Here is a 22,445-nt window from a genome sequence, read left to right as displayed (position 1 = left end):
GCCCGGCAGGCTGTCGGTCCCTCGTCGTACGGTCGGACGATGAGCGATCCGACAGTGAGCGAGCGGGACCGGCTGCAGTACTTCCTCGACGAGCAGCGTCGCGCCGTCCTGGCGATCGTCGACGGTCTGGACGAGACCCGGCTGCGGACGCCGGTCCTGCCCTCGGGCTGGACGCCCGTCGGCCTGCTGCTGCACCTGGCGGGCGCGGAGGCCACCTGGTTCCAGCGCGTCGCCCTGGGGACGCAGCCGCAGACCCGGTGGGACGACGGCATCGAGGACCCGCCCTGGGACCCCGAGGCCCCGTTCACGACCGAGCACTCCACCGCCGCCGTCGTCGACCACTACCGGCGGCAGTGCCGGATCTCCGACGAGGTGCTCCAGTCGCACGACCTGGACGCGCCGCTGCTCGGCGACCCCGGCTTCGACTGGCCGGGCGAGCCGATCACCGACCTGCGCTGGGTGGCTCTCCACATGATCGAGGAGACCGCCCGGCACGCCGGCCACCTCGACGTGGCACGCGAGCTCCTCGACGGCACCACCGGTCTCGGCCCGCGCTGACGAGGGCCGGGCAGAGCCTGACCGCCGTGGTGGGGCTGGTCAGCAGGACCGGCGCCGGTTACTGTCCGGCCGTGATCAGCGCTCCCGACCCTGCTGGCCCGCGCCCGACGCGCATGACCTATGCCGGCATCCGGGCCGCGAGAGCGGGCTACTGCGCGCTTCCGCGGGACGTCCGGCGGGGGATCCACGGCGGCCGGCTGCCGACCGACCCGGCACATCGAGCCGTCGCTCACGAGTGGGCGCGCGCCTACCGGTTCGTCGCGCCCGTCCAGCTGCTCACGTCCCTGGGCGCCGCCTGGCTGTGGTTCTCCGTCCCGCTCGGGACCGGCGTCCACTGGTCGAGGGTCGTCGGCGTTCTGTTCGTCCTGTGGTCGCTGGGCCCGGTGCTGGCTCTCGTCAGTGCCTTCCGGGTGCTCAGGGCCGGACGACGCTCGACGTCGGGCGAGGAGCAGCCGGCGTCCCGGTGACGGCTGCCGTCCAGGGCCGGGTCAGCGACCCTTCGGGTGCCAGACCGTCTTCGTCTCCATGAACGCGAGCACCCGCCGCGGACCGTCGGGCAGGACGGTCCAGTCCGGCTCGACAGCGCCGTCGGGCTCGCCCGAGGCACCGGTGCCGGCCGGTCGGACGACGCGGGTCAGGGTCGCGGCGGCCGCGGCCTCGAGCGCGCCCCAGTCGACGGTCGGGTCCTCGCCGGGCAGCGGGGCGGCACCCGCGAGGTCGAGGGCGTCGACGTCCTCGTGCGAGGCCAGCCAGGGCGCGCTCTCGGCGGTGACGCCGGTGAGCAGGTTGACGACGCCGCCGGGGACGTCGGACGTCGCGAGCACCTCGCCGAGCACGACGGCCGGCAGCGGCCGGCGCTCGGACGCCAGGACGACGCACGTGCTGCCGCCCGCGACGACCGGGGCGACGACGCTCACGAGGCCGAGCAGGCTCGACGCCTGCGGGGCGAGGACGGCGACGACGCCGGTCGGCTCCGGCACGGACAGGTTGAAGTACGGCCCGGCGACCGGGTTCGCGGCACCGGCGACCTGGGCGACCTTGTCGGTCCAGCCCGCGTACCAGACCCAGCGGTCGATCGCGGCGTCGACGACGGCCCGCGCCTTCGCGGCGGTGAGGCCCTCGGCGCGCGCGACCTCCTCGGCGAACTGGGCGTGCCGGCCCTCCATGACCTCGGCGACCCGGTAGAGCACCTGCCCGCGGTTGTAGGCCGTCGCCCCGGACCAGCCGGCGAACGCGGCCCGCGCGGCGAGGACGGCGTCGCGCGCGTCCTTGCGGGACGCCATCGCCGCGTTCGCGACGAAGCGGCCCTTCGCATCGGTCACCTCGTAGGAGCGCCCCGACTCGCTGCGCGGGAACTTGCCTCCCACATAGAGCTTGTACGTCTTGCGGACGTCGAGTCTCGCCGCCACCTCAGGCCTCCTTCACGTACGCGGCGAGCCCGTGCCGGCCGCCCTCGCGGCCGTAGCCGGACTCCTTGTACCCGCCGAAGGGGCTCGTCGGGTCGAACCGGTTGAACGTGTTCGCCCAGACGACGCCGGCCCGCAGCCGGTCCGCCATCCAGAGGATCCGCGAGCCCTTCTCGGTCCAGATGCCCGCCGACAGGCCGTACGGCGTCGTGTTGGCCTTCGTCACGGCCTCGGACGGCGTCCGGAACGTCATGACCGACAGCACCGGGCCGAAGATCTCGTCCCGCGCGATCGTGTGCGCCGGCGACACGTTCGTGAAGAGCGTCGGGGAGAACCAGAACCCGTTCTCCGGCAGCGGGCACGGCGCCGTCCAGCGCTGCGCGCCCTCGGCGTCGCCGACCGCGGCGAGGTCGGTGATCCGCTGCAGCTGCTCCGCGGAGTTCACCGCGCCGACGTCGGTGTTCTTGTCGAGCGGGTCACCGACCCGCAGCTGCGACATCCGCTGCTGCAGCCGGCCGACGACCTCCTCGGCGATCGTCTCCTGCACGAGCAGCCGCGAGCCCGCGCAGCAGACATGGCCCTGGTTGAAGAAGATCCCGTCGACGATGCCCTCGACCGTCTCGTCGATCGCGGCGTCGTCGAAGACGATGTTCGCGGCCTTGCCGCCGAGCTCGAGGGTGAGCTTCTTGCGGCTGCCCGCAACGGTTCTCGCGATCTCCCGGCCGACGGCGGTCGAGCCGGTGAAGGCGACCTTGTCGACGTCCGGGTGGCCGACGAGCGCCGCCCCCGTCGCGCCCGCGCCGGTGACGATGTTGACGACGCCCGGCGGCAGGTCGGCCTGGCGGCAGATGTCGGCGAACAGCAGCGCGGTGAGCGGTGTCGTCTCGGCCGGCTTGAGGACGACCGTGTTGCCCGTCGCGAGCGCCGGGGCGACCTTCCACGCGAGCATGAGGAGCGGGAAGTTCCACGGGATGACCTGGCCGGCGACCCCGAGCGGCAGCGGGACGCCGTCCGGCCCGAGCGCGGCGCCGTGCAGGCCCGCCCATGCGAGCTTGTCGGCCCAGCCCGCGTGGTAGAAGAAGTGCGCCGCGGCGAGCGGGACGTCGACGTCGCGGCTCTCGCGGATCGGCTTGCCGTTGTCGAGGCTCTCGAGCACCGCGAGCTCGCGGCCGCGCTCCTGGAGGATCCGCGCGATCCGGAACAGGTACTTGCCGCGCTCGGCCGCGGGCATCCGCGACCAGGTGCGCTCGTACGCCCGCCGGGCCGCCTTGACCGCGCGGTCGACGTCCGCGGCGCCACCGACCGCGACCTCGGAGAGGACCTCCTCGGTGGCCGGGTTGACCGTCTTCATCGAGGTGCCGTCGACGGGGTCGACGAACTCGCCGCCGATGAACAGCCCGTACGACGGCTGCAGGTCGACGACCGCCCGGGACTCGGGGGCCGGTGCGTACTCGAAGGTCGGCATGGTGTCCTTCAACCGATGGGCGGAGCGGCGGACGGGTTGCGGCGCAACGGGTCTGCGCGCTGGATCAGGTCGCGAGCGTGAGCCGGTCGGCGCTCGCGTAGACGCCGGTGCGCATCCGCCGGCGCTGCAGCAGCAGGTCGTTGAGCAGGCTGGACGCGCCGAACCGGAACAGGTCCGGGTCGAGCCAGCGCTCCCCGGCGGTCTCGTGGACGAGGACGAGGTGCTTGATCGCGTCCTTCGCCGTCCGGATCCCGCCGGCCGGCTTGACGCCGATGATCTCGCCGGTGAGCGCCGCCCAGTCCCGGACCGCCTCGAGCATGACGAGCGTCACCGGCAGCGTCGCGGCAGGCGAGACCTTGCCGGTGCTCGTCTTGATGAAGTCGCCGCCGGCGAGCATCGCGAGCCAGGACGCGCGGCGGACGTTGTCGTACGTCGACAGCTCACCGGTCTCGAGGATCACCTTGAGGTGCGCGCGCCGGCCGTGCAGCGCCACGGCCTCGTCGCAGACCTCGCGGACCGCGACGATCTCCTCGAACACCTTGAGGTAGCGACCGGAGAGGAACGCGCCCCGGTCGATGACCATGTCGATCTCGTCGGCGCCGGCCTGGACGGCGTCCCGGGTGTCGGCGAGCTTGACGGGCAGGCTCGCCCGGCCGCTCGGGAAGGCCGTCGTCACCGCGGCGATCTTGACCCCGCTGCCGGCGAGCGCCTCGACGGCGACCGGCACGAGGTCGTTGTAGACGCACACCGCGGCGACCTTCGGGCACGCCGGGTCGTCGGAGTCGGGCACCCGGGCCTTGGCGCACAGCGAGCGCACCGTCCCGAAGCTGTCGGCGCCCTCGAGCGTCGTGAGGTCGACCATCGAGACGGCGAGGTCGAGGGCCCAGGCCTTCGACGTCGTCTTGATCGAACGGGTGCCGAGCATCGCGGCCCGGCCGTGGGCGCCGACCTCGTCGACCCCGGGCAGCCCGTGGAGCCAGCGCCGCAGGGACGCGTCGTCGAGGCTCGTGGAGCCGAGGACGTCGCGAACGCGGTCGGTCAGCGCAGGCGTCGTCGCAGTCACGTCGCCACTCTAACCGCCGCCCTGATCGCCACCCGTCGGCGAGACTCGCCAGTGCTCCCCGCGTGGCTGCTGGCAGGTGGTGCCCAGCCTGGGCCGTCCGGGTGAAGCGTCTGCGCTTGCCGGATCCGGCCCCCGGCGGGATGGTCACGGACGGCGCCGCGCGGTCGGCGCGCGGCGGCGGGCGCGGGACACAGGAGTGCGTCATGGCGGACGAACCTCGGGCACGGCTCTGGGCCCGCGCGCTCGTCGCGCTGCGCTGGCCGGTGCTGCTCGGCTGGTGCGTCGCGGCGGCCGCGGCGGCGCTGCTCCTGCCCGCCCTCGGCACGAGCGGGGGCGGCCTCGGGGACGTCACGACCGCCGACAATCCGGCGCTGCTCGCCGAGGCGCGCGCCGCGAAGGACCTCGGCGTCCCGTTGCTCAGCCGGGTGGCCGTCGTCCAGCACGACCCGGCGGGGCTGCCGGACGCCGCCCGCCAGGCCGCCCTCGACGCGGCCCGGTCGCTCGCCGAGCGCCCGACCGCGCAGCTGCGGGCCGCCGTCCCCGTGCCCTCGGACGAGCGGCTGCCCGCCGTCCGTGCGCCCGGCACGACCGTCGTGACGTTCCTCTACCCGCAGCCCGGCACGAGCTTCGCGGGCGTCATGGACGGGGCGCACGCCTACGCGCAGGGCCTCGGCCCGCAGGCCGGCGTCGTCGGGGTCACCGGCTCGCTGCCCGCCCGGGCCGCGCAGACCCGCCTCATCGAGCAGTCGCTGCGCCTGCTCGAGGCCGTGTCGCTCGCGGCCGTCCTGCTCGTCGTCGGCGTCGCGTTCCGGTCGGTCGTCGCCCCGCTGCTCACCCTCGGCGTCTCGGGCTTGTCGTTCGTGCTCGTCACCCGGACCGCGGGGCTGCTCGGCGAGCGGTTCGGCTGGGACGTCCCCGCCGACCTCGAGCCGCTCATGGTCGCGCTCATGCTCGGGATCGTCACCGACTACGTCGTCTACTTCCTCTCCGGGCTGCGCGCCGACCTCGCCGACGGCCACCCGCGCGTCGACGCGGCGGCCCGCACGACCGGCGTCTTCGCGCCCATCGTGCTCGTCGCGGGCGTCACCGTCTCCGCGGGCGTCATGGCGCTGCGGCTCGCGGACTCCCCGCCGGTGCGCGCGTTCGGCCCCGCGATGGCGGTCACCGTGCTCGTCACGCTCCTCGTCTGCGTGACCCTCGTGCCGGCCCTCATGGCGGTGCTCGGCCGCTGGTGCCTGTGGCCCTCGCGCCCGGAGTCGGCCCGCCGGGAGAGTGTCGCCGCGCTGCTGCGCCGCGGCACGGTCCGGGTCATCCGGACCCGGGCCGGGGCGGCCGTCGTCGCCCTCGCCTGCGTCGCCGGGCTCGGTGCCCTCACGGTGCCGGTGCTCGGGCTGCGCGCGGGGCTGCCGTTCGTCGCGTCGCTGCCGGCGGACGACGAGGTGCGCCGGGCCGCGGACGCCGCCGCGAGCGGCTTCGCGGCCGGCATCACGTCCCCGACGCTCGTCGAGGTCGGCGCCTCGGACGCCGGCGCGCAGGGCGAGCCCCTCGACGCCGGCGCCCTGGATCGCCTGCAGGACCTCATCGGCCGGCAGCCGCACGTCGCCGGTGTCATCGGCCCGCGCGAGGAGACCGCCCTGGCGGCCGCCGCCGGCCGCGAGACCGGGCTGTTCGTCCGGGCCGACCGGCGGGCGGCGCAGTACCTCGTCGTCCTCGACGTCGACCCGCTCGACGCGGACGCCGTCCGGGCCGTCGACCGGCTCACCGACCGGCTGCCGGGGCTGCTCCGCGAGGCCGGGCTGCCGGACGCCGCCCGGGCCGGCGTCGGCGGCGACAGCGCCGCGGTCGCCGCGGTCGTCGGCCAGTCCGACCGGGACCTGCTCGTCATCGTGCTCGCCGCGCTCGCGGTGAACCTCGCGCTCATGGCGCTGTTCCTGCGGGCCCTCGTCGCGCCGGTGCTGCTGCTCGTCTGCACGGTGCTGTCGGCCGGCGCGACCCTGGGCCTCACGACACTCGTGTTCCAGGGCGAGCTCGGGCACCCGGGGGTGACGTTCTTCGTGCCCCTCGCCGCGGGCGTGCTGCTGCTGGCGCTCGGCTCGGACTACAACCTCTTCGCGGTCGGGCACGTCTGGGCGCACGCGAAGCACCGACCGCTGCGGGAGGCGATGCTCGCCGCCCTGCCGCAGTCGTCTGCGGCGATCACGACCGCCGGCGTCGCGCTCGCGGCGAGCCTCGGGACGCTGGCCCTGGTGCCGCTGCGGCAGTTCCGCGAGCTGGCCTTCGCGCTCGTCGTCGGGATCCTCCTCGACGCGCTCGTCGTCCGCACGCTCCTCGCGCCGTCCCTGCTCACGCTCTTCGGCCGGCTCAGCGGCTGGCCGGGGCACCGGCTCGCCGTGGCCGAGGACGCCCGGGACGAGGCGGCGCGGCGGGAGTGGGCGGCGCAGGCGGCCGCCCGCGCGCCCTGACAGCAGCCGGCCGGCTACCCCAGCGCCAGCGCCGCGGAGAGGTCCGCCCGGACCGCGTCGAGCGTCGTCCGGGCCTGCGCCCGGGCCGCGGCGAGGCCGCCGGCCGGGTCGTCGCCGTCCGGATCGTCGTCGCCGACCGGGACGACGGCCTCGAGGTAGCACTTGAGCTTCGGCTCGGTGCCGCTCGGCCGGACGACGACCCGCACCCCGCCGTCCGTGCGGTACCGCAGGCCGTCGGTCGGGGGCAGCCCGGCACCGCCCGCCGCGAGGTCGACCGCCTCGACGACCGGCCGCCCGCCGAGGGTCGCCGGCGGCGTCGCGCGCAGCCGGGCCATCGCGTCGGCGATGAGCGCGAGGTCCGTGACGCGCACCGACAGCTGGTCGGTCGCGTGGACGCCGTGCCGGCGCGCGAGGTCGTCGAGCGCGTCGAGCAGCGTGCGCCCCGACGCCTTGAGGGCGGCGGCGAGCTCGCACACGACGAGCGCCGCGCTGATCCCGTCCTTGTCCCGGACGAGGTCGGGCGCCACGCAGTAGCCGAGCGCCTCCTCGTAGCCGTACACGAGGCCGTCGACCCGGGAGATCCACTTGAAGCCGGTGAGGGTCTCGGCGTGCCGGACGCCGTGGTCCGCCGCGATCCGGGCCAGCAGCTGGGACGACACGATCGAGCAGGCGACGACGGCGCCGTCCGGCAGCCGGTCGCCGTCCCGGCTGAGCACGTGGTCGGCGAGCAGCGCGCCGAGCTCGTCGCCGCGGAGCATCCGCCACGCCGGGCGGCCGTCCGCGAGCGGGGGCAGCGCCGGGTCCGGGACGGCGACGGCGCACCGGTCGGCGTCCGGGTCGTTCGCGACGACGAGGTCTGCCCCGCGCCGGGACGCCGCTGCGACGGCGAGGTCGACGGCTCCCGGCTCCTCGGGGTTCGGGAACGCCACCGTCGGGAACGCCGGGTCCGGCAGGGCCTGCTCCGGGACGACGTACGGCGCCGCGAAGCCCGCCCCGACGAGGGCGCGGCTGCACGTGTCCCCGCCGACGCCGTGGAGCGGGGTGAGCACGACGTCGAGATCGCGCGCGCCCCCGGGCCGGACGACGGCCTGCGCCCCGGTCGTCAGGGCGTCGAGGTAGGCGTCGACGACGCCGTCGTCGAGCGTCGTCCAGCCGTCGCCGTCCAGCGGCACCCCGAGCACCGGCCCGGCAGCGGCGATCGCGGCGGCGATCCCGGCGTCCGCGGGCGGCACGATCTGCGCTCCCCGGCCGGGGGAGGTGTCCGCCCGGCCGCCGAGGTAGACCTTGTACCCGTTGTCCTGCGGGGGGTTGTGGCTCGCGGTGACCATGACGCCCGCGTCGGCGTCGAACGCCCGCACGCAGTAGGCGAGGACCGGCGTCGGCAGCGGCCGGGGGAGCACGGTCGCGGTCACCCCCGCTGCGCTCATCACCGCGCAGGTGTCCCGGGCGAAGACGTCGGAGTCGGTGCGCGCGTCGTAGCCGACGACGACGTGGGGCTGCCCCGGGACGGTCGCCCGCAGGTACGCCGCGAGCCCGGCGGCGGCGCGGATGACCACCGAGCGGTTCATCCGGTTCGGGCCCGGGCCGAGTGCCCCGCGCAGGCCGGCGGTGCCGAACTCGAGCGGCCCCGCGAACGCGTCGGCGAGCTCCTCGCGGGCGGCGGGCGCGTCGGCCCCGCCCGTCACGGCCCGCGCGACGAGGTCGTCGAGCGCGGCCCGGGTCCGCGGGTCGGGGTCGTCGTCCCGCCACGCCCCGGCGAGCGCGACCAGCCTGTCCAGCTCCACGTCGTCCACGCCCCGCAACCTAGTACCGACACCCGCTGATGCTCACGGCATGTACCGCTCCGACGCCGGGAACGGGCGCGGAACGGTACGCGGCGCGAGCATCGCCGGGGCGGCGGGAATGGCCGGAATCGTGGGGTGGGCGTCCTTGCGGACATCGCTGGAGGGCGTGATCGTGGGGGCATGGGTGATGCGCGACCGGGTCCGGCCCGGCAGGTGCTCGTGATGCTGCGCGACGGCGTCCAGCTGCTCGACGTCGCCGGGCCGCTCGACGTCCTCGACGCCGCGAACCGGCTGCTCGGCCGGGAGGCCTACCGGGTGCGGACGGCGTCCCCGGGCGGGCGGGACGTCCGCACCGGCAGCGGGCTCGTCGTCCGGGCCGACACCGACCTCGACACCGTCCGCGGGCCGTTCGACACCCTGCTCGTGCCGGGTGCGTTCGACCTCACCGGCGCCCCGCCGCCCGAGGACGACGTCGCGCCCGTGCGGCGGCTCGCGGCCCGCAGCCGGCGGACGGCGTCCGTCTGCGCGGGGGCGCTCACCCTCGCCGCCGCCGGGCTCCTCGACGAGCGCCGCGCGACGACGCACTGGGCGGTCGCCCGGGCCGCGGCCCGGGCTTACCCGGCGACCCGCTGGGAGCCGGACCGGATCGTCGTCGCCGACGGGCCGGTCGTCACGTCCGCCGGGGTCACCGCGGGCATCGACCTCGCGCTGGCCCTCGTCGAGGCCGACCACGGGCTCGTCGTCGCCCGGGACGTCGCCCGCTGGCTCGTCGTGTTCCTGCGCCGGCCGGGCGGGCAGGCCCAGTTCCGCACCCGGGTCCCGTTGCCCGCGCTGCCGGAGGGGGCGCTGCGGCGGGTCGTGGACGCCGTCCTCGACGCCCCCGGCGGGGACCACCGGCTCGAGACGCTCGCGGACCGGGCCGCGATGAGCCCTCGGCACCTCGCCCGGTGCTTCCGGGCGGAGGTCGGCACGAGCCCGGCCCGGTTCGTCGAGGCGGTGCGGGTCGAGACGGTCCGGGACGCCCTCGAGCGGGGCAGCACCGTCGACGCGGCCGCCCGGCGGGCCGGGTTCGCCTCCGCCGAGGTGATGCGGCGGGCGTTCCTGCGGGTCGTGGGGACCTCCCCGGCCGACTACCGGGCCCGGTTCACCGTGCTCGCCGGGGCCGCCTCGTGAGCGGGCACGACCTCGCGTGGGCGCGGCGCGCCGGTGGCCGGCTCTCCCGCCGGGAGGAGCTGGTGTACCTGCTCGCCGCGGCCCGCGTGGCCGTGCGCCGGCGCCGGCCCGCCGGGAAGGGCGGACGGGACGGCGCGGTGCGGCCGGACCTCGACCTCGCCGAGCGGCCGCCGGACTCCGCGTTCGCCCGGGCGGCGTTCGAGGCGAGCCGCGCCGCGGACAGCAGCGCGGGCAGGGCCGTCCTCGCGCACTGCCTGCGCACCTGGCTCTGGGCGGACGTCCTCGGCCGGGCGAACGGGCTGCGCCCCGACCCCGAGCTGCTCTACGCCGCCTGCCTGCTCCACGACCTCGGCCTCACGCCTGCGCACCGCGGCCGGCGCGGCGGCTGCTTCGCCGTCGAGGGCGGGCTCGCCGCCCTCGACCTCGCGACCGCCCACGGGTACCCGCGCGCCGAGGCGCTCGCCGACGCCGTCGTCCTGCACCTCGACGTCACGGTGCCGGTCGCCCGCGGCGTCGAGGCGCACCTGCTCAACGCCGGCGCCGCCGCCGACCTGCTCCGGGCCCGCACGCACGAGGCCGGGCGGGGCGTCCGGCGGGCGATCGAGGAGCGGCACCCCGCCGACGGTCTCGGGGCCGGCATCCTCGGCCCGCTGCGCGAGCAGGCCGCGCTGCGCCCCCGGTCGCGGATCGGGGTCCTCGAGCGCCGGCTCGGGTTCACGAGCCGGGTGCTCGCGGCACGCGCCCCGCGCTGACCCGCGACGGTCGCGCGTCGTCGCGGGCTGGTCAGTACGCCCGGGCGAGCGGGAACGGCGCCCGGATCGGCAGGACGACGTTGCGGTCGGCGACCGTGCCGGCGAGCGGCGACTCCAGACCGGCCCACGGCACGTTCGCCGCGAGCTCGCGGTGCAGTGCGGCGAGGTCGACCTGCGCGTGCGGCGACGCAGAACCGGTGGCCTGCACCGGGATCCCGCCGGTCGCCCCCATCCCGCCGGCCCAGGCGCCCGTGAGGTGCTGGGGGCTGTCGTGGTCGACCATCGTGCACGCGAGCGCGAGCATCCCCTCGCCCGCGTCGACGATCTCGACGATCCGGGTCTGGCAGGGCCAGTCGACGACGGCGCACGTCGTGACCTCCCAGAACCCCGCGCCCGTGCGGTCCGGGTGCGGGCGCGGCCGGACGCCGTTCGTGTGCGTGTGGCCGTTGAGCCACAGGACGACGTTCGGGAAACGGTGCACCAGTCGCAGCAGCTCCGGGGCGCCGACGACGTCCGAGCCGTCGACGCCGGGCCGCACGCCGCGCCGGTTCGTCAGGGTGTCCAGGCCGTGGTGGGAGAACAGGACGACGAGCCGGTCGTCGTGCCCCGTGCGCACCGTCGTCCCGTCGGGCGTCTCGTACTGCGCGTGCACCTCGACGAGCCGCTCCTCGAGCCAGCGGACCTGGTCGACGTCGAGCGCGCCGTCCGCGGCTCCCGCGACGCACGTCGTGTCGAGCGCGACGAGGCGCACGTGCTCGGTGTCGTAGGCGTAGTAGGCCGTCCCGGTGCGCCGGTTCGCCTCGGTGAAGCCGTGGCCGTCGGGCCGGGCGCCGCTGCGGAAGTGCGCCTCGACGAACTCGGCGCGGGTGATCGGGCGGCGGGACGGGTCGGGTGTCACCGGCCGGTCGTCGCCGCCGAGGAAGGCGTGCGAGCCCGAGATGAAGATCTCGACCGCCCGGTCGAGGTCGATGCCCGGCGGCAGCCGGGTCGGCTTGAGCCCGCCGACGAGGGCCGCCTCGACCTCGGGGGTCACGACCCCGACGCCCTGGATGAGCGCCTCGTGGTTGCCGAAGCAGGCGAGCCACGGCACCCGCAGCCCGGCGGAGGTGAAGTCGTCGAGCGCGCGCTCGATGAGCCCCGGCAGGTGCGGGAAGCCGTAGTGCGCGCGGAAGAGGTCCTCGCCCGCCGGCCCGGCGCCGTCCGGTCGCCAGAAGACGTCGTCCGGCCAGGTGACCGACTGGACGCCCTCGTAGCGGTGCGCGCCGGAGCGGCCGCGGACGACGCCGCCGTCCATGAGCGCGAGGAACGCCTCGAGCTCGTTCCACTGGGCGTTGTCGATCGCGTCGCCCGTCGTGACGACGAGGTCGACCGGCCGGCTGCCGACCGGGCCGGCGTCGATCCGGTTGAGGGTGCGCAGCATCGCGTCGACGGCGTGCGTCGTCAGCGCCTCCTGGGGGCGCTGCACGGGGACGAGGTCGCGGAACCGCGGGTCGGCGAACTCCCGGTTGAAGAACTCGAACCGGGCGGGGGACTGGACGTCGGCGAGCTGCAGGTCCGTGACGTGCGCGAGGCACAGCAGCGACCGGACGCCGCGCACCGACCCGGCGGCACCGCGCCAGCGCGACGCCCCGGGGGCGAGCTCGTCGCGGAGCAGGTGGGCCTCGCCGCCGCCGATGTCGAGCTGCCGGTACGCCGCCTCCCGCCCCGTGCGGACGATCTCACCGCCGCTCCAGGTGCGGTGCAGGGTGAGCGGGGGCGGCGTCGCGAAGCCGACGGACGGCAGGTGGGGCGCGCTCATCAGGTCCTCGGCAGGATGGGCCGTGGGGCGGCGGTGGGCTGGACGTGCCGTGAGGTGCCCGGCGGGTCGTGCGCTGGGTCGTGCAGTGGGTCGTGCAGTGGGTCGTGCGGTGGCGGAGCCGGTCAGGCCTGGGTGACGAGCACCGGGTCGGGCCGGACCGTGATGTTCACGGTGTCGCCCGGTCGGAACTCGGCCGCCTGCGCGGTCGGCATCTGGGCGATGACGAGCCCGCCGTCGACGTCGATCGTCAGCCGGCTCACCGCGCCGAGGAAGGCCGTGGAGACGATCGAGCCGGCCGCGCTGCCCTCGACCGCAGCCTCGCCGCCGGACGAGAGCACTTGGACCGCCTCGGGCCGGACGAGCGCCGTCCCGGCGCCGGCCGTGGCCGTCGCACCCGCCGCGAGCGGCAGCACGGCCCCGAGCACCCGGGCCGCGCCGTCCGCGACCGTCGCCGAGATCCGGTTCATGAGCCCGACGAAGTCGGCGACGAACGGGGTCGCGGGGCTGGAGTAGACGTCGATGGGGGAGGCGAGCTGCTCGAGCCGGCCGTCGCGCATGACGCCGACCCGGTCGGCGATCGCGAGCGCCTCCTCCTGGTCGTGCGTGACGAACAGCGTCGTCGTGCCGACCTCGAGCTGGATGCGCCGGATCTCGTCCCGCAGCTGGACGCGCACCTTGGCGTCGAGCGCCGACAGCGGCTCGTCGAGCAGGAGCACGGTCGGCTGGATCGCGAGCGCGCGGGCCAGGGCGACGCGCTGCTGCTGGCCGCCGGACATCTGGTGCGCGTAGCGGTCGGCCTGCTTCGACAGGCCGACGAGGTCGAGCATGTCGCCGGCTCGCTTGAGCCGCTCGGTGTGCCCGACCTTGCGCAGGCGCAGCCCGAAGGCGACGTTCTCGCGGGCGGTCATGTGCGGGAAGAGCGAGTAGGCCTGGAACACCATGCCCATGCCGCGCTTGTTCGTCGGCAGGTGCGTGAGGTCCTGGCTGCCGACGACGACCCGCCCGGCGTCGCAGTCCTCGAGCCCGGCGAGCAGCCGCAGTGCCGTCGTCTTGCCGCAGCCCGACGGGCCGAGCAGGGCGACGAGCTCACCGGCGTGCAGCGTGAGGTCGAGGCCGTCGAGGGCGGTCACCGGGCCGTAGCGCCGGACGAGGCCCTCGAGCCGGACCTCGACCCCGGCCCGGCCCAGCGGACCGGAGGTGCCCTCCGTCGCGGTCGTCGTGGTCGACACTCACGCCTCCTTGCTGCCGCGACGGCGGCCGATGAACGACAGGCCCACGAGCAGGGCGACGACGAAGAGCTGGAACGCGACGGCGACGGCGACGGAGACCCCGGCGTCCGCCTGGCCGAGGTTGTTCAGCTCGTACTGCAGGTTCACGTAGTTGAGCAGCGAGGCCACGGTGAACTCGCCCATGACGAGGGCGACGCACAGGACGGCCGAGTTGAGGATCGCCGCCGACATGTTCGGCCCGACGACCCGGAACATCACGGTGGGCCAGCCGGCGCCGAGGCTGCGTGCCGCCTCGGCGAGGGTCTGGACGTCGATGGCCCGCAGGCCCGCGTCGAGCGAGCGGTAGACGTAGGGCAGGACGAGCACGATGTAGGCGAACGTCAGGACCAGTGACGACCCCTTGAGCGGCCCGGGCGACAGGTAGTTCACCCAGGCGTAGACCGGGACGAGCCCGACGACGAGCACGATCGCGGGGATCGTCAGCGGCAGCAGGCAGACGAACTCGACGAGCCGGTTGATCCGGGGCAGGCGCAGCCGCACCCAGATCATCGTCGGCACCATGAGCGCCAGCGACGCCACCGAGGTGAGGACCGACAGCTCGAGCGAGGTGACGATCGCCGAGATGAGGTTCGGGTAGGTGACGATGCGGCGCCAGGCGTCGAGCGTGCGCGGCGCGTCCACCCCGGTGCCGCGGGTGCTGAACTCGACCATCGCGAGGAACGGCACGAGGAAGAACGCCGACGCGAGCAGGAGGACGACGACGCGGAACAGCTGGAGCCGGCGGTTGCGGGCGGCCCGCAGGCCCCGCGGCGAGCGCGCCGCCACGTCGCCGCTGAGGACGGCGAGGCTGCCGGCGCTCGCGGCGGGGTAGGGGGTCGTCTGGCTCATCGGGCTCCTCTCACTTCTTCAGCCCTGCTCATTTCTTCAGCCACCGCGCGCTGCGGCGCTCGAGGAGCGTGTAGAGCGCCATGACGACCCCGACGACGAGGATCATGCCGAGCGCGATCGCCTTGCCGACGTTCTCCTGGCCGGCGATCGTCTCGCTCGTGAGCGCCACCCGGATCTGCAGCGGGGCGATGATGCTGCCCTGGCTGATGAGGGCGGCCGCCGTCGCGTAGGCCGAGAAGGCGTTCGCGAACAGCAGCAGGAGCGCACCGAGGAACGGCGGCGTGAGGATCGGCACGGCGACGTGGCGCCAGTAGTGCCAGGAGGTGCCCCCGAGGCTCTCGGTCGCCTCCCGCCACTGCGGCCGGATGCCGTCGAGGGCGGGCAGGAACACGAGCACCATGAGCGGGATCTGGAAGTACGCGTAGACGATCGTCAGGCCGCTGAGCCCGAACAGGAGCGTCGGGCTGACGTCGAGCCCGGTGCCGCGCAGCAGCACCGTGATGAAGCCCTCCGCGCCGATCGTCGAGATGAAGGCGAACGCGAGCGTGACGCCGCCGGACTGCGCGAGCATCCCGGACGCCGCGACGAACGTGCGGCGCAGGCCGCCCTCGGGGCGGCCGGTCGCGATCGCGTAGGCCACCACGGCGCCGAGCAGCGCGCCGATGATCCCGCTCTCGGCCGACAGCAGCACGCTGTTCTTGAACGAGGTGACGACGAAGTCCTCGCCGAGCGCGGACAGGTTCGCCGTCGTCGGGCGCCCCGACGGGTCGACGAACGCGCCGAAGACGACGACGAGGGTGGGCAGGAGGAGGAAGAGGCCCACGTACACGAAGAACGGCAGGGCCCCGAGCCAGGACCACGACAGCCGACGGCCGCCCCCGGAGGGGCGGCCGCCGACCGTGGTCGCGCTGTCTGTCATCGAGCGCTTCCGCGTGTCCGTCGTGCCCTGGTCAGCTGATCGCCTTCTGCCAGGACGTCTTGAGCGCCTCGGACGCCTTCGCCGACTGGTCGACGCTCATGAAGACCGGGGTGCCCTCGACCGGCGGCAGTGCCGCGGCGGCCGTGGCGTCGATCGTGCCGGCCTTCGTCATGGCGTCCATCCGGACCGGACGGGCGCCACCCTTGAGCCACAGGTTCTGGCCCTCGTCGGAGAAGAGGAACTCCTGCCACAGGCGCGCCGCCGCGGGGTGCGGGGCGTCCTTGTTGATGGCCTGGTTGTAGTAGCCGCCGAGGACGGACTCCTTCGGGACGAAGACCTTCCACGTCGGGACCTGCTTCTTCGCGGCCGCCGACAGGTAGTCCCAGTCGAAGACGACCGGCGTCGTGCCGTTCTTCACCGTCGCGGACGTCGCCTGGACGGGGATGAAGTTGCCGGCCTTCTTGAGCTTGCCGAAGAAGTCGACGCCCTTGGTGATGTCGTCGACGGAGCCGCCGTTGGCGATCGAGGCCATCATGACGCCGTTGAGCGCCGCGTTGGCCGCCGTCGGGTCACCGTTGAGCGCGACCTTGCCCTTGTACTCGGGCTTGAGCAGGTCGGCGACCGAGGTCACGTCCGGCACCTTGGCCGAGTCGTAGCCGATCGACATGTAGCCGCCGTAGTCCTGCACGTAGAGGCCGGTGGCCTCCTTCTGGGCGTCCGGGATGTCGGCCCACGTCGCGACCTGGTACGGCGCGTAGAGGTCGGTGTTGGCCACCGTCACCGCGGCGCCCATGTCGAGGACGTCGGGGGCGCGGTCGGTGCCCTTGAGCTGCTTGACGGCGTTGACCTCGTCCTGGCTCGAGCCGTCCGGCTGGGCGGAGTTGACCTTGATGCCGTACTTCGTCGAGAAGGTGCTGATGAGCTCGCCGTAGTTCGCCCAGTCCGGCGGGAGGGCGATGACGTTCAGCTGGCCCTCGGCCTTGGCGGCCGCGACGAGGGCCTCCATGCCGCCGAAGGCGGCGGCCGAGGTCGCCGTCTTCGCGTCGGCGGCGGCGCTCGAGCCGCTCGCCGCGGGGCTGTTCGTCGTCGTGGTGCCCTCGCTGGTGGGCGGGGAGCAGGCGGTCACGGCGAGTGCCGCACCGACGGCGAAGACCGAGATGAATGCCCGACGGGACGTTCGCACTGTGTTGCCTCCTGTTGGGGGGCCGACCGGGCCGCCTGGGCGACGACCGGGGTGAGGATGCTGGTGCCTGGTGAGCTGGATCGGTACGCGGGTGCGGCTGGGCTGTCAGCCCGCCGGAGCGGGCACCGAATCGTTTAGGCGGTCGTCATCTTTCACGGGGGTCCCGAGGCCGTCAAGCGCCGTTACCGAGTTGTCGCCGCGGCCGGGGAACGGGTGGCTGACCTGGGATGACGTGCACGGGAACGGCTCGCCACGCGCAGGTGACGGGGTGGTCCGAGGGACGGGCGCTCGACGAGCTCGACGGGTTCGCGGTGGTCCTGGGCCGTCCCGTGGCTGATCAGGCGTTCCATGAGCGCGCGGCCCATCGCGCGGCGGTCCAGGCGCAGCGTCGCCAGGGGCGGGTCGAGGAGAGCGGACGTCGGCAGGTCGTCGTGACCCACGACACTCACCGTGCCGCCGATGTCGAGGCCCAGCTCGCGCACGGCCGTGTACACCCCGTGAGCGGTGTAGTCCGAGTTCGCGACGACGGCCGTCGGCGGGTCGCTCGCCGAGAGCACCCGCAGCGTCGTCGCGTGCACGTCGGCGATGGTCAGCGGCCCCGGGACGACGTCGCCGCGCAGACCGAGCCGGCGGGCCTCCCGGCGGAAGAACCGCAGCCGGTCGGGGTCGGCCATGAGGCCGCGGGGCGCGGTGAGGAACGCGACGTGGGTGTGCCCGAGCTCGGCGAGGCGCTCCAGGGGGAGCCGGACGGCGGCGGCGTTGTCCGGCGAGACCCGGCTCACGCCGTCCAGGCCGGGGGCCGCGGCGTTGAGCGCGACGGTCGGCATCCCCGGCCGCAGCGACTGCCACAGCCGGATCGACCCGCCGGTGCCGACCGGGGCGATGGCGAGCCCGGCGCAGTGCCGTCCCGCCATCGCCCGCACCTGCTCGGCCTCACGGGTCAGCGAGTAGTGCGAGTCCGCGATGAGCAGCGAGGCGCCGGCCCGGGCGGCGACCTCCTCGGCACCGCTGATGACGTCGAGGAAGAAGGGGTTGGTGAAGTTGCGGACGACGAACGCGTACGTGCTCGTCCGGCCCCGCCGCAGCGCCTGGGCCTGCGGGTTGGCCCGGTACCCCAGACGCTCGGCGGCCTCGAGGATCCGCGCGCGGGTGTCCGCGGCGACCCCGGAGCGGCCGTTGAGGGCGACGCTCGCGGACGCCACGGACACCCCGGCGGCCTGCGCGACGTCGCGCTCAACGGNCCCGCACCCACGCGGTAGCGTCGCGCTCCGGACGGGGGCCTCGGGGTTCTCGGAGCGCGCCATGCCACGTCCTCGTCGTCGGCGGTGGGGCCGGGGGCCGCCGTCCGGAGCGCGACGCTACCGCGTGGGTGCGGGCCGCGGACAGCCCGGGAGCGAAACGATTCGGTGACGGGAGAGCGAACCGCGGACGGCCCGGACGTGGACCGGCCCGGCCCCCGCGAACGGGTGCCGGGCCGGTCCGGTCGGGTTGACGGAGGTGTTGTCAGGCAACGGGTTCCGGTGCCGGTTCGGAGGCCTTCGCCGGTGCCGTCGCCACGGCCGCGGCCCGCCGCGGCGGCACCGGGCCGTCGCTCTCGCGGACGCCGTACCGCTCCCACCAGCGGACCATCGGCGCCGGGGCCCACCAGTTCGCCCGGCCGAGCAGCCGCATCGTCGCCGGCACGAGCAGGGCCCGGACCACCGTGGCGTCGACGACGATCGCGACCGCCATCCCGACGCCGATGAGCTTGATGAACGTGATGCCCGACGTGGAGAACGCGGCGATGACGACGACGAGCAGCAGGGCGGCGCTCGTGATGATCCGGCCCGTCCGCTGCAGCCCGGCCGCGACGGCCGCGGTGTTGTCGCCCGTGGCGTCCCACTCCTCGCGGATCCGGGACAGCAGGAACACCTCGTAGTCCATCGACAGGCCGAACAGGATCGCGAGCATGAGGATCGGCTGCGTCGTCTCGACGGTCCCGGTCGAGGTGAACCCGAGCAGGCCCGACAGGTTGCCGTCCTGGAAGATCCACGTGACGACGCCGAACGCGGCCCCGAGCGAGAGCACGTTCATGACGACCGCCTTGAGCGGCAGCACGAGCGAGCCGAAGGCGAGGAACAGCAGGAGGAACGTCGCGGAGACGACGAGCAGCGCCATCCACGGCAGGGTGCGGGCGATGCTCGCCCGCAGGTCGACCTGCTGGGCGCTCACGCCGCCGACGTCGACCGTCGCGCCGGCCGGGGCGGGCAGCGCGCGGATCGCCGTGACCGCCTCGCGGGCGGTGGCCTCGACGGCCCCACCGGTGTAGCCGACCGCGAGCAGCGTCGCGCCGTCACGGGCGGCGACCGGGCGGACGCCCGTCACGCCGTCCACCCCGGCGACCGCGGTCGAGAACGAGGCGAGAGCCGCGTCGTCCGCCCCCTCGACGAGCACGTCGATCGGCGCCGTGTCGACGCCGGCGAAGTCGCGGTCGAGCGCCTCGGCGACGACCCGGCCCTGCGCCCCCTCGGGCAGGGCGCGGGCGTCGATGCCGCCGAACTCGACGTGGAGGAACGGCGAGCCGAGGACGGCGAGGACGGCGACCACCGCACCGGCCCAGAGCACCGGCCGGCGCATGACGCTGCGGGCGAGCCGCTCCCAGCCGCCGGCGTGCTCGGCGCCGGCCGTCGCGCGCCGCTCCCGGCGGGCGGTGAGCGCGCCGGTCAGGGTGCGCGGCAGCCGGATCCGCAGGGCGTCGACGCGGCGACCGAGGACGGCGAGCAGCGCCGGCAGCACCGTGAGGGACGTCGTCGCGGCGACGACGACGGCCGCGATGCCGCCGAAGCCCATGGACCGCAGGAAGACCTGCGGGAAGAGCAGCAGGCCGGTCATCGACACCGCGACGGTGACGGCCGAGAAGGCCACGGTGCGCCCGGCGGTCGCCATCGTCGTCGCGAGCGCCTCGGGGACGTCCTGCCCGGCGCGGATCTGCTCCCGGAACCGGCTCACCACGAAGAGTGCGTAGTCGATGGAGAGCCCGAGCCCGAGGATCGTGATGATGTTGATCGCGAACACCGAGACCTCGGTGACCTCGGTGATGAGCCGGACGGCGACGAACGACCCGAGCACCGTGAAGGCCCCGATGAGCAGCGGCAGGCCGGCGGCCACGGCGCTGCCGAAGACGACGAGCAGGAGGACGACGAGAAGCGGCGCCGACAGGCTCTCGGCGCGGGCGAGGTCCTCGCCGACCTGGGTGCTGATCTGGGCGTCGATCGCGGCGTTGCCGCCGAGCGCCGTCGTGACCTGCGGGTCGGTGGCGCGCAGACCGTAGGCGACCTCGGCGTAGACGTCCGAGCGCCCGGCGCGGGTCTCGTCGGCGAGCCGGACGGCCACGTACGTCGAGCGCCGGTCGGCGCTGACGAAGACGTCGGCCCCGCTGCTCCAGTACGTGACGACCTGGGTGACGTCCGCCGCCGGCAGCGTGGCGAGGGCCCCCTCGACCGCCGTCCGGAACGCCGGGTCGTCGACGGTGAGGGTCGGGGAGGAGTAGAGGGCGACGATGTCGGTGTCCTGCCGGCCGACCGTCTCGACGATCCGCTGCTCGGCCCGGGTGGCCGGCGAGCCCGGGTCGTCGAAGCCGCCGCTCGTCAGCCGGTCGACGACTCCCGGCCCCCAGACCCCGGCGGCGGCGACCGCCACGAACGACAGGACGAGGACGGCCCAGCGCCACCTCGCCAACGACAGACCCCACGACGCGAACATGGCACTCTCCCGGCGGACGTCCCTGCGCGTACTCTCTCGGTGAGAAAGCCCGTCGCAAGGGTTAACAGTGTTTGCTTACGTCGTTTACTCTTGTCGTAGGTGTTCACGATTGTCAAGGGGAGTTACGGCATGTCGACCGAAGTGCCCGTGGGCCGGCGCGAGCGGATGCGCGCGGCCACCGTCGACGAGATCAAGGCCGTCGCCCTGCGCCTGCTCGTCGAGGAGGGCCCCGAGGCGGCGACCCTGCGCGCGATCGCGCGCGAGATGGGGATGACGGCGCCCGGCCTCTACCGTTACTTCCCCAGTCACGAGGACCTGCACAAGGCCCTGGTCGCGGACAGCTACGACCGGCTCGCGGCCGTCCTCGCAGCAGCGCGGGACGGCGCGGCGCAGGTGCTGGCCACCGAGGAGCGGATGGCCGGCAAGCCGCTCGTCGTCGTCCAGCTCGTGTGCGCGGCCAAGGCGTTCCGGGACTGGGCGGCGGCGCACCCGCAGGAGTTCCGCCTCGTCTTCGGGACGCCGGTCCCGTCCGTGACGCACAGCCTCGACGACCCCGCGCACGCGGCGGGCATGCGGTTCGGGGCGGTGTTCACCGAGATCTTCGTCCGGCTGTGGGCCGAGCTGCCTTTCCCCGTCGCCCCGGAGGAGAGCCTCCCCGAGGCGCTGGCCTCACAGCTGCGGGTCTACCGGACCTCGCTCGTCGACCTCGTCGGCCCGGCGGCGGAAGGCGTGCCGCTCACGGCGATCGACGTGTTCCTGCGGGCCTGGGTGCAGCTCTACGGGCTCGTCGCCATGGACGTCTTCAACCACCTGCACTTCTGCCTCACCGACGCCGGCCCGTTCTTCGAGACGAGCCTCGCGGCCCTCGGCCGCAACCTCGGGATCGAGTACGTACCGGTGCACTGAGCCCGCGGCCGGTCGGAGCTGCCCGGTTCGGGAACCGCCCCCGCTCAGAACTGCCGGATCACCTCGGCGAGCATGCCGCCGACGCGCTCCGCCGCGGCCTTGCCCGCGGCGATGACCTCCTCGTGGGAGAGCGGCTGGGCGACCCCGCCGGGCGGGGCGATGCCGGCGCCGAGGTTCGTCACGAGCGAGATGCCGAGCACCTCCAGGCCCGCCTCGCGGGCCGCGATCGCCTCGAGCGTCGTCGACATCCCGACGAGGGTGCCGCCGAGGATCCCGGCCATCCGGACCTCGGCCGGGGTCTCGTACTGCGGCCCGCGGAACTGCACGTAGACGCCCTCGGCGAGGGTCGGGTCGACGCCGTGGCAGATCGCGCGCAGCCGTGCCGAGTACAGGTCGGTGAGGTCGACGAACGTCGCGCCCTCGAGCGGGCTCGCGCCCGTGAGGTTGATGTGGTCGCTGATGAGCACGGGCGTGCCCGGCGTCCACGTGGGGTCGAGCCCGCCGCAGCCGTTCGTGAGGACGAGGGTGCGGACGCCGGCCGCGGCCGCCGTCCGGACGCCGTGGACGACGGCGCGCACGCCGCGGCCCTCGTAGTAGTGGGTGCGCGTGCCGAAGACGAGCGCGCGCCGCTCGGTGTCGCCGATCCGCACCGAGCGGATCGTGCCCGAGTGCCCGGCGACGGCGGCCGCGGAGAAGCCGGGCAGGTCCGTCGTCGCGAAGGTCGCGAGGGTCTCCCCGAGCAGGTCGCCGGCCGGCGCCCAGCCCGAGCCGAGGACGAGCGCGACGTCGTGCGAGGCGACCCCCGTGAGCTCGGCGACCCGGTCGGCGGCGGCCTGCGCGACCGCCTTCGGGTCGGTGCCGGGGTCGTCGAGGGACGGGGTCTGCGCGACGTCGTCGGTCATGGCCGGGAGCGTATCGGGGCCGGCCCCCGCGGGCGTCAGGAGGCGGACGGCGACGGGGTGGCCGCCGGGGAGGTCGACGCCGGGCAGGAGGCGTCCCACTCGGGCACCCGGACCAGCGACGGCGACGTCGTGCCGTCCGAGCTCGACGTCGTCGCGAACGCGACGCCGCCGGCGCAGACCTTCGCGACGTTCGGGAAGTTGTCGATGTTGCGGTAG

18 protein-coding genes and 1 pseudogene are annotated in these 22,445 nt (G+C 74.9%); 7 read left to right on the top strand and 12 right to left on the bottom strand.

The features are described from left to right. Nucleotides 1-39 precede the first annotated feature (39 nt). On the top strand, nucleotides 40-558 hold the full coding sequence (locus tag EDJALFJO_RS02020; protein WP_088281681.1) for a DinB family protein: 519 nt from the start codon (nucleotides 40-42) through the stop codon (nucleotides 556-558). A 71-nt stretch (nucleotides 559-629) separates the two neighbouring features. Beyond that, entirely contained in the window at nucleotides 630-1,025 is a 396-nt protein-coding gene (locus tag EDJALFJO_RS02015) for a hypothetical protein (protein WP_143448237.1), read from the top strand. Between the two features lie 21 nt (nucleotides 1,026-1,046). On the opposite strand, the gene EDJALFJO_RS02010 is transcribed toward EDJALFJO_RS02015, so the two are convergent. The 3 genes from EDJALFJO_RS02010 to deoC form a co-directional block, all read right to left on the bottom strand. Next, nucleotides 1,047-1,967, bottom strand: coding sequence for an aldehyde dehydrogenase family protein (locus EDJALFJO_RS02010; RefSeq protein WP_088281677.1), 921 nt, complete (start codon nucleotides 1,965-1,967; stop codon nucleotides 1,047-1,049). A gap of 1 nt (nucleotide 1,968) precedes the next feature. Next, the gene (locus EDJALFJO_RS02005; protein WP_088281675.1) at nucleotides 1,969-3,429 is read right to left on the bottom strand and encodes an aldehyde dehydrogenase family protein; all 1,461 of its coding nucleotides are present in this window, start codon (nucleotides 3,427-3,429) and stop codon (nucleotides 1,969-1,971) included. Between the two features lie 64 nt (nucleotides 3,430-3,493). Next, nucleotides 3,494-4,492: a deoxyribose-phosphate aldolase gene (gene deoC, locus EDJALFJO_RS02000; protein ID WP_233149630.1), complete on the bottom strand. Its 999-nt coding sequence runs from the start codon at nucleotides 4,490-4,492 to the stop codon at nucleotides 3,494-3,496. 203 nt (nucleotides 4,493-4,695) lie between these two features. Between deoC and EDJALFJO_RS01995 the strand changes: the two genes are divergently transcribed. Further along, nucleotides 4,696-6,954 (top strand): MMPL family transporter, encoded by a 2,259-nt coding sequence (locus EDJALFJO_RS01995; protein ID WP_158220256.1) that lies wholly within the window; start codon nucleotides 4,696-4,698, stop codon nucleotides 6,952-6,954. 14 nt (nucleotides 6,955-6,968) lie between these two features. Here the strand turns inward: EDJALFJO_RS01995 and EDJALFJO_RS01990 are convergent, their stop codons facing one another. Beyond that, nucleotides 6,969-8,747, bottom strand: coding sequence for a phospho-sugar mutase (locus tag EDJALFJO_RS01990; RefSeq protein ID WP_233149629.1), 1,779 nt, complete (start codon nucleotides 8,745-8,747; stop codon nucleotides 6,969-6,971). 171 nt (nucleotides 8,748-8,918) lie between these two features. Here EDJALFJO_RS01990 and EDJALFJO_RS01985 point away from each other — a divergent pair, with 171 nt between their 5' ends. After that, nucleotides 8,919-9,911: a GlxA family transcriptional regulator gene (locus tag EDJALFJO_RS01985; RefSeq protein ID WP_088281671.1), complete on the top strand. Its 993-nt coding sequence runs from the start codon at nucleotides 8,919-8,921 to the stop codon at nucleotides 9,909-9,911. Beyond that, nucleotides 9,908-10,663, top strand: coding sequence for an HD domain-containing protein (locus EDJALFJO_RS01980; protein WP_088281669.1), 756 nt, complete (start codon nucleotides 9,908-9,910; stop codon nucleotides 10,661-10,663). The genes EDJALFJO_RS01985 and EDJALFJO_RS01980 overlap by 4 nt, the downstream gene beginning before the upstream one ends. 31 nt (nucleotides 10,664-10,694) lie before the next feature. Here the strand turns inward: EDJALFJO_RS01980 and EDJALFJO_RS01975 are convergent, their stop codons facing one another. The 7 genes and pseudogenes from EDJALFJO_RS01975 to EDJALFJO_RS01945 form a co-directional block, all read right to left on the bottom strand. Next, nucleotides 10,695-12,461, bottom strand: coding sequence for a TIGR03767 family metallophosphoesterase (locus tag EDJALFJO_RS01975; protein WP_088281667.1), 1,767 nt, complete (start codon nucleotides 12,459-12,461; stop codon nucleotides 10,695-10,697). A 122-nt stretch (nucleotides 12,462-12,583) separates the two neighbouring features. Then, nucleotides 12,584-13,690, bottom strand: coding sequence for an ABC transporter ATP-binding protein (locus tag EDJALFJO_RS01970; protein WP_198949926.1), 1,107 nt, complete (start codon nucleotides 13,688-13,690; stop codon nucleotides 12,584-12,586). Then, nucleotides 13,691-14,578 carry an ABC transporter permease gene (locus EDJALFJO_RS01965; RefSeq protein ID WP_088281665.1) on the bottom strand — a complete coding sequence of 296 codons (888 nt, stop codon included), beginning with the start codon at nucleotides 14,576-14,578 and terminating at the stop codon, nucleotides 13,691-13,693. Between the two features lie 28 nt (nucleotides 14,579-14,606). Further along, nucleotides 14,607-15,497: an ABC transporter permease subunit gene (locus EDJALFJO_RS01960; protein ID WP_088281663.1), complete on the bottom strand. Its 891-nt coding sequence runs from the start codon at nucleotides 15,495-15,497 to the stop codon at nucleotides 14,607-14,609. Between the two features lie 31 nt (nucleotides 15,498-15,528). Continuing rightward, on the bottom strand, nucleotides 15,529-16,680 hold the full coding sequence (locus EDJALFJO_RS01955) for an ABC transporter substrate-binding protein (protein ID WP_233149628.1): 1,152 nt from the start codon (nucleotides 16,678-16,680) through the stop codon (nucleotides 15,529-15,531). A 182-nt stretch (nucleotides 16,681-16,862) separates the two neighbouring features. After that, a pseudogene (locus tag EDJALFJO_RS36240) lies at nucleotides 16,863-17,920 on the bottom strand (LacI family DNA-binding transcriptional regulator); the annotation flags it as partial. Between the two features lie 263 nt (nucleotides 17,921-18,183). Next, nucleotides 18,184-20,421 (bottom strand): MMPL family transporter, encoded by a 2,238-nt coding sequence (locus tag EDJALFJO_RS01945; protein ID WP_088281658.1) that lies wholly within the window; start codon nucleotides 20,419-20,421, stop codon nucleotides 18,184-18,186. Between the two features lie 129 nt (nucleotides 20,422-20,550). Between EDJALFJO_RS01945 and EDJALFJO_RS01940 the strand changes: the two genes are divergently transcribed. Further along, the gene (locus EDJALFJO_RS01940) at nucleotides 20,551-21,327 is read left to right on the top strand and encodes a TetR/AcrR family transcriptional regulator (protein WP_088281656.1); all 777 of its coding nucleotides are present in this window, start codon (nucleotides 20,551-20,553) and stop codon (nucleotides 21,325-21,327) included. A 44-nt stretch (nucleotides 21,328-21,371) separates the two neighbouring features. Here EDJALFJO_RS01940 and EDJALFJO_RS01935 read toward each other — a convergent pair whose 3' ends face one another. Beyond that, a complete protein-coding gene (locus EDJALFJO_RS01935; RefSeq protein ID WP_088281719.1) occupies nucleotides 21,372-22,229 on the bottom strand; it encodes a purine-nucleoside phosphorylase in 858 nt (285 codons plus the stop codon). Between the two features lie 57 nt (nucleotides 22,230-22,286). Here EDJALFJO_RS01935 and EDJALFJO_RS33945 point away from each other — a divergent pair, with 57 nt between their 5' ends. Beyond that, the gene (locus EDJALFJO_RS33945; RefSeq protein ID WP_158220255.1) at nucleotides 22,287-22,445 is read left to right on the top strand and encodes a hypothetical protein; all 159 of its coding nucleotides are present in this window, start codon (nucleotides 22,287-22,289) and stop codon (nucleotides 22,443-22,445) included.

It is taken from the genome of Kineosporia sp. A_224 (genome assembly GCF_002198655.1).
In the GTDB taxonomy this organism is placed as follows: domain Bacteria; phylum Actinomycetota; class Actinomycetes; order Actinomycetales; family Kineosporiaceae; genus R-H-3.
This window is presented reverse-complemented; position numbering and strand designations above follow the sequence as displayed.

Bases quoted from the DNA above. Each gene is read 5' to 3' on its own strand.
- EDJALFJO_RS02020 (WP_088281681.1), top strand. From the start codon at position 40: ATGAGCGATCCGACAGTGAGCGAGCGGGACCGGCTGCAGTACTTCCTC.
- EDJALFJO_RS02005 (WP_088281675.1), bottom strand. From the start codon at position 3,429: ATGCCGACCTTCGAGTACGCACCGGCCCCCGAGTCCCGGGCGGTCGTC.
- EDJALFJO_RS01995 (WP_158220256.1), top strand. From the start codon at position 4,696: ATGGCGGACGAACCTCGGGCACGGCTCTGGGCCCGCGCGCTCGTCGCG.
- EDJALFJO_RS01985 (WP_088281671.1), top strand. From the start codon at position 8,919: ATGGGTGATGCGCGACCGGGTCCGGCCCGGCAGGTGCTCGTGATGCTG.
- EDJALFJO_RS01975 (WP_088281667.1), bottom strand. From the start codon at position 12,461: ATGAGCGCGCCCCACCTGCCGTCCGTCGGCTTCGCGACGCCGCCCCCG.
- EDJALFJO_RS01965 (WP_088281665.1), bottom strand. From the start codon at position 14,578: ATGAGCCAGACGACCCCCTACCCCGCCGCGAGCGCCGGCAGCCTCGCC.
- EDJALFJO_RS01960 (WP_088281663.1), bottom strand. From the start codon at position 15,497: ATGACAGACAGCGCGACCACGGTCGGCGGCCGCCCCTCCGGGGGCGGC.
- EDJALFJO_RS01945 (WP_088281658.1), bottom strand. From the start codon at position 20,421: ATGTTCGCGTCGTGGGGTCTGTCGTTGGCGAGGTGGCGCTGGGCCGTC.
- EDJALFJO_RS01940 (WP_088281656.1), top strand. From the start codon at position 20,551: ATGTCGACCGAAGTGCCCGTGGGCCGGCGCGAGCGGATGCGCGCGGCC.
- EDJALFJO_RS01935 (WP_088281719.1), bottom strand. From the start codon at position 22,229: ATGACCGACGACGTCGCGCAGACCCCGTCCCTCGACGACCCCGGCACC.